The sequence below is a fragment of the Prevotella sp. S7 MS 2 genome (assembly GCF_000762865.1).
Classification (GTDB): Bacteria; Bacteroidota; Bacteroidia; order Bacteroidales; family Bacteroidaceae; genus Prevotella.
The window spans coordinates 18,510-30,918 of sequence record NZ_JRPT01000019.1; the positions used below are offsets into that span (position 1 = coordinate 18,510).

At 42.1% G+C, this 12,409-nt stretch carries 8 protein-coding genes and 1 pseudogene; all 9 read right to left on the reverse strand.

What is annotated here, in order from left to right; all coding sequences use genetic code 11:
- Positions 1–13: 13 nt before the first annotated feature.
- A pseudogene (locus HMPREF0671_RS04370) lies at positions 14–1,264 on the reverse strand (serine hydrolase domain-containing protein); the annotation flags it as partial.
- Positions 1,265–1,326: 62 nt separating this feature from the next.
- On the reverse strand, positions 1,327–2,139 hold the full coding sequence (gene murQ, locus HMPREF0671_RS04375) for an N-acetylmuramic acid 6-phosphate etherase (protein WP_036897114.1): 813 nt from the start codon (positions 2,137–2,139) through the stop codon (positions 1,327–1,329).
- A 2-nt stretch (positions 2,140–2,141) separates the two neighbouring features.
- Positions 2,142–3,002, reverse strand: a complete 861-nt coding sequence (locus HMPREF0671_RS04380) for an ATPase (protein ID WP_036897117.1) — start codon at positions 3,000–3,002, stop codon at positions 2,142–2,144.
- 4 nt (positions 3,003–3,006) lie between these two features.
- On the reverse strand, positions 3,007–4,206 hold the full coding sequence (locus tag HMPREF0671_RS04385) for an acyltransferase family protein (RefSeq protein WP_036897119.1): 1,200 nt from the start codon (positions 4,204–4,206) through the stop codon (positions 3,007–3,009).
- 13 nt (positions 4,207–4,219) lie between these two features.
- Positions 4,220–5,410 (reverse strand): exo-beta-N-acetylmuramidase NamZ domain-containing protein, encoded by a 1,191-nt coding sequence (locus HMPREF0671_RS04390; protein WP_036897223.1) that lies wholly within the window; start codon positions 5,408–5,410, stop codon positions 4,220–4,222.
- 49 nt (positions 5,411–5,459) lie between these two features.
- The gene (locus HMPREF0671_RS04395) at positions 5,460–6,803 is read right to left on the reverse strand and encodes an MFS transporter (RefSeq protein WP_036897122.1); all 1,344 of its coding nucleotides are present in this window, start codon (positions 6,801–6,803) and stop codon (positions 5,460–5,462) included.
- A gap of 20 nt (positions 6,804–6,823) precedes the next feature.
- Positions 6,824–8,233, reverse strand: a complete 1,410-nt coding sequence (locus HMPREF0671_RS04400) for a glycosyltransferase family A protein (protein WP_036897126.1) — start codon at positions 8,231–8,233, stop codon at positions 6,824–6,826.
- A 49-nt stretch (positions 8,234–8,282) separates the two neighbouring features.
- Positions 8,283–10,937, reverse strand: coding sequence for a xanthan lyase (locus tag HMPREF0671_RS04405; protein ID WP_036897128.1), 2,655 nt, complete (start codon positions 10,935–10,937; stop codon positions 8,283–8,285).
- Between the two features lie 12 nt (positions 10,938–10,949).
- Positions 10,950–12,398, reverse strand: a complete 1,449-nt coding sequence (locus HMPREF0671_RS04410; protein WP_036897131.1) for a sodium:solute symporter — start codon at positions 12,396–12,398, stop codon at positions 10,950–10,952.
- Between the last annotated feature and the right edge of the window lie 11 nt (positions 12,399–12,409).

Here is a 12,409-nt window from a genome sequence, read left to right on the forward strand (position 1 = left end):
AAAATTACTTTATGACACTTCCGGCAACGGCATTGGACACCAGTGCGCGGAGACGAATAACATTAGACTTATCGACCGGATGAACGCAATTAGTCAGTAAGATGATAGAAATATCGTTGACAGGATCTATCAATATAGAGGTACCACTGTAGCCTGTATGGCCATAAGTTTCTTGACTCAACAAGTCGCCGGCATTAGATGCATAAGGCGAATAAATGACCCAACCCAGCGTACGGCCAAATTTCATGAGATCGTGGGGTATCGTTCGCATGGCTTTCACGGCAAGTGGACTCAACACGCGTTGTCCATTCCACTCTCCACCGTTTTGTAACATAGCGCAGAACACGGCAATATCATCAGCTGTGGAAAACAGACCGGCATTACCAGAAACGCCACCATTCATAACACGAGCCAATGGATCGTGTACTTGACCCAACAATACGCTACCATCATCTTGCCGTTCTGTCGGGGCTATGGGATAATTTTCGCCATCAGCTTTCGTTCCCTCTTTCAGCCATCGGGGACTATCGGTGTTGACCCATAAGCCTTTCTTATTTTGCTTACAAGGCAAATAATCTGTGTGTTCCATTCCCAGTGGTTTGAATATTTGCTCGGTAGCAAAGTCACGCAAACTCTTCCCGGCAAGCTTCTCTACAATGTTTTGTAGCGTAATATAGTTCAAACAACTGTATTGAGAGCCGGTTCCCGGTTTAAAATCTCGCTTGCATGTAGCAATATAATCCATTGTAGCCGCAGGATTAGGACTACCATATTTAGCCTTCAATTCGGCTACAGGAGCATACGAAGGTAACCCTGATGTGTGCGTAAAAAGATTGACCACCCGAATTGTTGCAGAATCCTTACCTTCCACACTCCAACTGCGAAAGTTTGGAATAATTGTATTTACGGCATCCAACGTGCGCAACTGTCCACGTTCCATAAGAATCATGGCACATGTAGCCGTTGACATAGGCTTGCTACATGAGGCCAAATCAAACACGGTCTGCACAGTCATCGGTTTCTTTTCGGGATATACTTGGCGATTACCATAAGCTTTTAGATAAGCCATCTTGCCATGCCGCACCACCGCTAACACAGCTCCCGGCGTACGACCTTCTTTAATTGCCTGTTCAATAGCTGCGTCGGCATTTTTCAATCGCTCGCTACTCATACCCACACTTTCAGGTGTCACCCTAGGTAAATTGCCAGCCCATGCTACGTGACAACACAATAATAATCCTATAACCGAAAATCTAATTTTCATATTTTTACTATTTTTGAGTTATGTTTCCATTCATTTCTTTCGTTTAATAATACTCACAAGCACTACTTATCATAGGCTTCGAGCGTCTTTTCCACAGATCCATGAAGTAGCAACAATCTCTTGGCCTTACCATAATCGAGCCCTAACATGTCGACGAGCATACGAGTTCCGCGGTCAACCAATTTCTGATTGGTGAGCTGCATATTCACCATTCGATTGCCTTTAACTCGCCCTAGCTGAATCATTACAGAGGTACTTATCATGTTCAGTATCATTTTCTGACCGGTTCCCGACTTCATTCGCGAACTTCCTGTCACATACTCAGGCCCAACAATCATTTCTATAGCCACGTCAGACTCTTTAGACATTGGTGAATCGGGATTGCTTGTGATGCACGCTGTCAAGATACCATGCTCGCGAGCTTCGTGCAACGCCCCCACAACATAGGGAGTTGCACCGGAAGCAGCGATGCCAATGACAGTATCATTGGCATTGATATTATTTTCTACCAATTCATTCCAACCATCCTCTACGCTATCTTCTGCTTTCTCCACAGCATTGCGCAAGGCGGTATCACCACCGGCTATCAACCCGATGACCAATGTTTTGGGGACACCAAACGTAGGGGGAAGTTCAGAAGCGTCGAGCACTCCAAGACGCCCACTCGTACCTGCACCCATATAAAAAATACGACCTCCTTGACGCATTCTAGGTACAATCTGTTCTACAAGCTTCTCTATTTGTGGAATAGCCTGCTGTACTGCCGAAGCCACTTTTTGATCTTCTCGATTAATATCTTCCAATAATTCACGTACAGACTTATTCTCTAAATCATTGTAGAGGGAAGACTGCTCTGTAATCTTAGTAAAACTCATACTCAATTCTCCTTTGAATTTAATCTATGATACTCTATCAAACCTTCCATCGGTGTCTTACTGATAGTTCCAATGCGTACGCCCAAAGTCTCAGCCGCCTCGGTAAGCTCCTGCCGATACACCAATGCTATCGTTCCAATACAGTTAAGTGGATACGTACGATAATCATAATGCAAGATATTACGCTTCACAAAGGCAGTGAAAGCTTCTATCAATAACCGATGGACAGTAGCATCGTCACGGTGCTGTTCAAGGAAGATATTCAAGCTGGCAAGGAATCGACTGGGGAAAGGTTGGCGATAAACACGCTCTATAATATCCGCTTGTGACAAACCAAATTGTTGAAAGAACTGATCTTTCAATGCCGGGGACATCTGATCTTTCAATATATCACCGACCAAACGCTTACCAAGATTTGCCCCACTTCCTTCATCGCCAAGGATGAAACCAAGCGCAGGTGTATTCTTAACAATCTCCTTACCATCAAAGAAACAGGAATTAGAACCTGTCCCTAAGATACTGGCAATACCCGGTGCATGTCCACATAAACTGCGAGCTGCAGCCAATAAATCGGACTGAGCCTCTACTATTCCATCAACTGGCAAGCTACGTCGTATCGTAACTTCTACTTCAGGACTCTTCTGAGGAGTACATCCAGCACCATAAAAATAGACGGAGTCTAGGCGTTCAACAGGCAATTGGGGAAGCAAGTTTTCACGAATTTCGGCAGCCATCTCGTCAGAACTCTGAAAAAAAGGATTCATTCCCTTAGTCGGGATTCGACGAATTGCTTTTCCATCTTCTACTAAACACCAATCGGTTTTAGTAGATCCGCTATCAGCAATTAATAGTAATTGACTCATATCATTATAGCTTTATGTAAATACGACGCTTGTATAATTGGTATCCTACACACCAATTCAATAGCACAAACAGCAATGCATAGGCCAACGAACCGCCATTATCACCAAATACAGGTTGCAACAATTCATTGTAGAAGAAGCCTATGATTGTGGTGTCCTCGCCACCAAACTTAAACGAGAATGCTCCAAACACTATAGCAAAGAAATCACTTAATACGTATAGAAACAAAGGATTGACACCAAAAACCTCAAAGAATCGGCACCAACGACGGTGTTCCTTAACATCTATAATGTAAATAAGCAGAGCCAAAAGTGTGGCGGCTAGTCCACAAGCAACAAAGACATAGGTTGGAGACCAGACCTTTTTGTTGAGTGGACAGCCATAGCTCAACAAGAAACCACTAAAAGTCAAGGTTGTCCCAACAACAAATAAAGGAATAATTTTGGTAATCAGCAAATCGGTTTTTGTATCCGTTGATACGACATGAGTACGTTTGCTAAAAAGCAATCGGCCGACAAGAAACCCTAGAAGGGTATGAGCTACGGCAGGAATTGTACTAAGCAAGCCTTCGGGGTCAATACCATTGTCATGATACATGTGGGCATCGGTAAGGATAGCACGGTCTACTATAGAAAGAATATTGGTCTCATCGTAAGCAAAACCATTACCGACAAACAATATCACACAATAACCTACCAACAACGTAACAACAATATAAGGAATATAACGATGACGAACGGTGATAGCCACAAGCGATGCTACGCCATAACAAATGGCTAAACGAGCCAGTACACCCGATATACGCATCTTTTCAAACGACCAAACCATATACCATATTTGGTCCAACAAGCCTGCATTTTCCAAAGGGTTATTCCAACGATAACAAAATCTTGCAAACCAACCAATGGCTACCCCAACCAAATAAATAAGGATTATACGGCGGATAATCTTGGTAACTGTAGACCTATCGCACTTGAAATCAAACGTCAATAGAGATATGAATATACATACACCCATAATAAACATAAAGAAAGGAAAGACCAAATCGGTAGGTGTCATTCCATTCCATTCAGCATGTCCTAACGGAGTAAGGATGTGAGACCAACTTCCGGGATTATTCACAAGTATCATACCGGCTATCGTGATACCGCGTAGAATGTCGATAGCTAATATCCTATTGCTCTTTTTGATATGCTCTGTCATAATATCAGTAAGTTTAATGATAAAGATAATACTTTTTAGAAAGACTACGGAAAGCGTCTACATCTTTATACCAATAACCACGAGCATCGCTCCATTGGTTGCGCTTCATCATAAGTCGGCGAATCTGTTTGGAGCCACAGACTTTATCAAACATAGAGAATCTGCCCTTATCTGCATGCTCAAGAATTGAATATTCCGGATAAAGCCTGGCTATCTCTTGCATCAAGATAAACTGTATGTCGGTAAGAGTCGCCTCTTTATAATTAGTCAAATGCACTTGCACACCTTGCAACTGCTTTCCTACTCCAACGCTATAGTAAGGGCGTACGTAGATAGGACGGAACGTTACACCGGGCAAATGGTGAGCGTTCATGGCCGAAGCTAGTTGATTGGCATTCACCCAAGAAGCTGCAAACATCTGGAAAGGAATCGTATAGCCCACTCCAATAGACATGTATCCTAATTCTCCTAAGATACCACTGACGGGATAGTAATAAGAAGTAAGGGCTTGAGGGATATGGGGTGAGGAAGCAATCCATTGCAATCCAGTATCACCATAGTTCATATGGCGCTTCCAACCTTTCATCTTTACGACTGTAAGTTTACATTGTACCCCCTTTTTTAACATGTGTTCGTCATTCAGCAGCTGCGCCAACTCTCCACATGTAAGTCCGTATATATAAGGTATTTTAAACTGACTGACAAACGAAACACAATCGGGCTCTACTAAATTCCCTTCAATTTTCAATCCACCAATAGGATTAGGACGGTCTAATACCACAAACTCCTTACCGCATTCTGCGGCAGCTTCCATTGCAAGCCCCATTGTACTGATAAACGTAAACGATCGACAACCAATGTCTTGAATATCGTATACCAATACGTCAATATCTTTCAACATATCTTGAGCGGGTTTGCGTGTCTTTCCATAGAGCGAATATACTGGTAATCCTGTAGTTACATCTTTGATATCTTCGACCTTATCACCGGCTTTTACATCACCACGTACCCCATGCTCCGGGCCAAAAAGAGCCACAAGATTCACATTAGGAGCTTCATACAAAATATCTATCGTAGACTTCAAATTGCTATCAACACCGGTAGGATTGGTTATCAAACCAACCCGTTTCCCTTCTAAGCATTTGAATTGTTGGTCACGTAAAACTTCGATACCCACCTCAACGCGATGGCTACGAGCCTCCATGACTAACGGAGAGCATGCAAGCACACCAATAAGTAATGCTATTATACCTTTATACGTCTTCATTTTCTTGCTCTTCTTTCTTCCCATACATAGGGTCAACCTTTACTAATAATGTTACGGCTATAGTAGCTAAACAGCATAAGATGACCATCCAAAAGAAGTGTTCATAGCCTAACCATTCTTGTAGATAACCGGCAAACATGCCCGGAATCATCATACTCAAAGCCATGAAAGCCGTACAGATAGCATAATGTGCTGTCTTGAACTCGCCCTCAGAGAAGTACATCATATACAACATGTACGCTGTAAAACCAAAACCATAACCAAATTGCTCTATAGCTACGCAAATACTGATAACAACAAGGTTGGATGGCACGAACATACTCAAGTATACGAACGTGAAACAAGGCAGGGTCATACAAGCAGCCATAGGCCACAAAGACTTCTTCAAGCCCCATTTAGATGCAGCAATACCACCGATGATTCCACCAATAGTAAGGAAGAAGACACCTATTGTACCATAGACGATGCCCACATTCTCGGTTGCTAGCTGCAATCCTCCATGCTCGCGAGTATCTAACAAGAAAGGATTGACCATCTTCAAAAGAAATGCTTCGGGCAAACGATAAAGCAACATGAAAACAATAGCAATCAATACACCGGGCTTTTTGAAGTACGTAACAAAGGTACGACCAAACTCAAAGATAATCTCTTTAGCCTGTCCTTTTGTGTCACCAAGGCGTGATGCATCTTCTTTGGGCCTTGGAATGAAGAATGTATGATAGAATGTTACCAAAGCAAACATAATGGCCGTGATTACCATCGTAATGGTCCAAGCCATTGGTATATTATTAGTCTTCGATTCTAACAACCCCGCAATAAATACCAAAACACCTTGTCCAAAGATGGAAGAAAGGCGATAGAAGGTGCTACGAATACCAACAAAAAGTGATTGTTCGGAATGATTAAGTGCCAACATATAGAATCCATCAGCTGCAATATCATGGGTTGCAGAAGCAAACGCCGTAATAATAAAGAGTATTAGCACGAATGTAAACATACTCACAGGGGTCTGCATGGACTGAATCAATGACAAATCAGGATGCGGAATTGATAATGTAAGCAGCACAAAACATGCGCTTATCAGCAATTGCATCATCAAAATCCACCATCGCTTGGTACGAATGATGTCAACAAACGGACTCCATAATGGTTTGATTGTCCATGGCAAATAAAGCAAACTGGTAAACAATGCCATCTCACCATTAGGCACTCCCATACGCGTAAACATCGTTACGGAGATGTTATTGACGATGAAATAAGGGATTCCCTCAGCAAAATAGAGGGTTGGTATCCACAACCATGGACTGATATTTCGAGTGATATTCTTCATTCAAACAAGAAAGTTAATTGTTATTGACGATTCATTGCTATACGCGCCTGAAGTTCCCAAGTACGGATTCTATCCTTATATAGATTATTAGCGTTCACCTTTTCTATACTCAATGCCGCATCCGAATTGCCTCCCCAACGCCGGCAAAGATAAAGAACATCATAGATTCGACCTATCTGATAGTGACGAGAAATATTCAATCCCATAGCATAATCCTCGCCGTAACTGGTATTTGGCAGTCCCAACTGCCTTACCAAAGGAGTAAAGAAAGCACGAGGCGCACCTAAGCCATTGATACGCAAGGCATTATTACGTCCATTATCTGGAGTCCATTCCTTATGATCAATAATGCCGGGGGGTAATGTATTCAGGTCAAAATCGGTCATCATATAGGTTCCAATGACCATTCCACACTGCTGAGCATAGAATGCATCAACAATTATTTGTAATGTATGAGCATCTTTATATAGGTCATCACTATCTAATTGAACAGCAAATCGACCACACAACTCAGACTGAACACCAAGATTCCAACATCCTCCAATACCCAAATCTGTACGTTCAGGTATTAAATGAACGACGCGCTCATCATCGGCAAATGTTTCAATAGCCTCACTGGTTCCATCATTTGAATGGTTATCAATAACGATTACATTGTATTTAAACGACGTTTCCTGCTTCAGAACAGATTCGATAGCTGCCTTAATTGTAGTGACACGATTACGAACCGGAATGATAACAGAAGCCTCATATTCAAAAGTTCCTTCTGCAAGATTGATTGTATCAAACTCTGGTTTCAAGTATCCACCTATCTCTTTCAGATGTTCTGTACATGCTTTCTCCATCTCTATTTGGCGGTCACGGTTACGAGGATCCACATAATCGAACTGCTTTTCACCGCTCTTTCGTGTATCATTTTCAATCTCACTATATAGATATTCGTTCACATGAACAAGACTAGCACACTGGCTCAACTTCAATCTTAAGTCATAAAGACCTGCAAATTGGTAATCAGCTGTCATCTGCTGAACAGCTTGTTTCAGCACCGAAGTTTTGAAGAAAAGCACAGACCCGAAATCAAAATCATCACGCAAAGAACCAAACTGATAATCAATAACGGGAGCTTTCACTTCTTCTCCGTTCATTACTTTATAATGATCGGCATAAACCATCCCCGCATCTGTGTCCTCGGCAATATTCATCAAGCGTCTCAGAGCCAAATACCCGAAGCGCAGAATAGTTTGTTTGGTGTAAATCAATGTATACTCTGCCGTTGTTCTTGCGGCAATAGCTCTCAACGTAGAAGTTTTAAATAGACTTTCATCTACTTTATTCACATCACTAACTTCAGCTTCAGAACGCAAAGCTTCTATTGTTTCAGAAGCCTGTTGTTCACTAATATATGGCACAAAACAACTAATCTTTTTCATATCTTATTTATCTTTTTAGTTTGTACTATTATAATTATACCCTCCATTTTTATTCCTTTTCAAAGAAGCGAATCACGGCATCCATCAAACTTTCACGTTGTATGGAATCGATGATAGATTCAAAAGGAACTCCCATAATAAATGTCTTATAATCATGACCACTATAAGCGACGCCCGCACTCAAGTTGCTTTCAGGATAACGCATCACCGTAAACGACGCACTATCTGCTGGTTCTATACCATCGGGAGATTCAACTACATACGACTTTTCGTTTAGTTGATTCCAATAATTCACCTCTCCTATCTTTAAATCCAATGGAGAACGTACTCCTTTAACACGTCCTGTAATCGCAGCACGACTATTACGCCATTTGTATCTTAGCACCCCTGTTGCGAAATCTTGATCTTTTTTACTTGTAACTGCCAACGGATTATTCCAAATATCCGTTCCTACATAAGCGCCGGTAACCATGATGTTTACGCCTTGATGAGCATACTCGGTCAGCATTTGTTGCATGTTATCATCAAAAGCCTTAAACTCTAAAGGCTTCAAACCGCCTCGCCCCATCTTTGTCTGGCATTGTTTGCCAAGAATAACATCTACAAACGATACACCATCCTCAACCTTTGTAAAAGCCTTTCTACTACATGATTCGAACGAATAACCAGCTTTTAAGATAGCCACACCATGCATTGAAGGATAATCAAACGTATTTCCTGCAATTACTTTTGTTTCTTGATCGCCATAACTATCGCCATACCCGCCTGAATCATCATCCAACCAAGGTTGCATACGGTCAAAGTTTTTCATCTTACCGATGTAACTAATATCTTGCAAGTATGGTACCCCATGGTCTACATCGTCAAGAAATCCAGCCATCTTACAACTGCCATCACCGGGCGCAACAAAATCGGCCGGGGCACTTATGCGATTAAATCCATTCACTATCAAGGCTTTTTTAATCGGATTCTTAGACGAAATACCCACTGCAAGAGTTTCAGATGGGAAACTCTTACCACCTTTATTATATGCTACAACTTTGAAACTACAAACTACATCCGATGGAATTCGTGTCGTATAACGAGGCTTCTTCACAATCGTCCCCTTATCAAACTCGCCCTCCCCTATTCGTTTATAAACAATATAACGGTCAGGACGAGCAGATTCTTCAAGTGAATCAAGTACAGGAGACCATGTCAATTCCACTTCTTTTTTCTCATTTAAGTGTGCTGCAAAATGTTCTATCGGCAGTGGTTGAACCTCAAATTTCTGTCCTCTTTGCCTGCTCAAGAATCTCAACATACCCTTATAGATAGCCCTACTGACCGCGAAACGAAATCGAGGATCAAGCCCATAGCGCATATCTGCAAAGTTTTGATGCGACAAGAGTTCCAATAACATGGTCGGGACACGTGGCACACGCGCTTCAAAATACGATTCATCCCTGCTCCCACGACTTGTCCAATTGGGCTCAAATTGCAGTCGTATATCGTGCAAAATACTATTTTGAATACTATCTGTCAGCTCTTTACACAATTGTCTTGATGCTCCATTGGCAAACACGCCATCATAACAATCAGTCATATAGATGCCCAACGTGCCAATGATGGAATCATTCAAGGTCGTCCCGGCATCAGAATGGAAAGCAAAAGATAGGTCTACGGGGATATTCAATCCCACTTCTTGTGGATTCACTTCCGAACCACTAGCAAGCCAGTTGACCCACAATCCACGACATTTATAATCATCAGCATAGTCATTTGTCCCTTTCGAAGGAGTATAAACCGAATCAGGAGCACCTGCCCATTGCAACCAATAGCGAGCAGCTTCTGTAAAACGCGGATAGCCACTAGCATCGGGACGCCCTATATTTCCCATTCCGCCACCAAACTTTACAGCATCTGCAGTTACTATTTCGCCTTTTGAACCGGTAGCATTCGTTAATTCCACATATTGACTACCACTTGCATTCTTTTCAAATGAGAATGTTCCAAGATATATCCACGTGCCTCCACCCATCTGTTGGTTCACACTAAAACGGCTCACTCCGCCTTGATGCTTTACCGTATAAATAGCCGACGAAGTGCTTTGTGGCAACGTATGATAAGAAACATAGACCGCATAGCGCCCCCCATTCTTCACAGCCGGAACCCATCTTACCGTACTTTCATTTCCTTTTTTGATAGAAGAAGCACAACGGAACGTCCCTGCCGTAAACGGATTTTGCATATCCACATATACATCTTGTGTCTGTGCAAACCCATTCCCTTCTCCTGTAATCCACGCCTGAGCCCCAACTCGCTCTATATATTGGGAAGAACGATTGCCGAAAGCTCCATCATTGTCTACCACGATTTCCTCTGTATTCCAGTCTCTTTCGCGAGGTAGTAACACATTTGCGCCTGCATTTTCAAGCATAGGTACTAAAAATGGCAACACATAACTTTGCGTATAAAGATCTTCCACTGTCATCATCAAGCGAGCACGTTGCCATTCCCAACGATCTAGCTTATTCTCATAATATCGTCCATGGCTTTGCCACATGGCAATATGTCGCCCCACTAGCCCTTTGGTAGGAGTCTGCAAAGCTGTCAACTCTGTTACCAATGGCTCATTAGCTTTGGGCGCAAAAACTCCTTGTGCTGCTATATTCAGACTCATCGCAGCAAGTAAAATGCTCATTGAAAGTTTCTTCTCATCCATGACAACACTTTTCTAGTTAACCTTTACACGCTTGCTCAACAAACAAAGACCTATAAATGTAAAGAATGCATTGAAGATTAACAATTCATAACTGAAATGATAACCGCCAAACCAATGCTCAGAATTCTTATCCAAAATAAAGCAGATAACTGGCGAGACAATGGCTACCAATGGTATATACTTATCACGTACCGATTGCTTCATGATAATACCAAAAGCAAACATACCCAAGATAGGACCGTAAGTATAGCTTGCCAAGGTATATACAGCATCTACTACACTTGTATTATTCAGGAAATTAAATACCATAATCGTCACTCCCATCACGATAGCCATACCTAGGTGAACGCGCTTGCGAATCCGGCTGATTTCCTCTTCGCTACGATGCTTGATACCCAAAATATCTACTGTAAACGATGTTGTCAAGGCTGTAAGGGCTGAGCCTGCAGCATTATAAGCCGAAGATACCAGGCCAATGATGAACAATACTCCCACAATAACCGGCAAATAACCTCCTGTTGCTATCATCGGAAATATCTTATCACCCTCTTGTTGTAGGCCATTCATATCTGCAAACAGATAGAGTAATGCACCCAGCATCAGAAAAGCCCATACCACAACAAACTGTAACAAGATACTTATAATCATATTCAGTTGCGACTCTTTACTATTTCGGCAGCTCAAGTTACGCTGCATCATGTCTTGGTCTAGACCATTCATGGCTACCATCGTAAAAATTCCTGCTAGGAATTGTTTGAAGAAATACTGCTTATTATTTACATCATCGAAGAAAAATATACGACTCATGCTGCTTTCTTGCACCGCTTGCCACATCTGTCCACCAACCATATTCATTTGACGGGTAATGAAGTAGATACACAATCCGACTGAAATAATCAGGCACGAAGTCTTAATCAAGTCAGCCCAAATAACCGACTTCACCCCCCCCTGCGCTGTATAAAGCCAAACAAAAGATATTGAGATGGCTACATTCACGCCAAAAGGAATACCTAAGGGGTCAAAAGCCAACAGTTGAAGCGTAAAGCATACCAAGAACAAACGTACCGCTGCACCAAGCATCTTTGAAATAAAAAAGAACCAAGCTCCCGTATGATAAGAAGACAGACCAAATCGATTGCTTAAATATTCATACACCGATGTCAACTTCATTTTATAAAATAGTGGTGTCAACACAAAGGCTATCAACAGTTGTCCTACGATAAATCCCATCACCAACTGCAAGTATCCAAAACTACTTTTCCCTACCATACCGGGTACAGACACGTAGGTGACGCCCGAAATACTGGCACCAATCATAGAGAATGCTACCATATACCAATTCGACTGGCGGTTGCCTGTGAAGAAACCGGCATTGTCTACATTGCGTTTGGCATACCATGATATGGCCAAAAGTACTGCGAAATAGGCCGCAACGATGAAGATAATTGTAATTGGAGACATAGGCTTAAGGT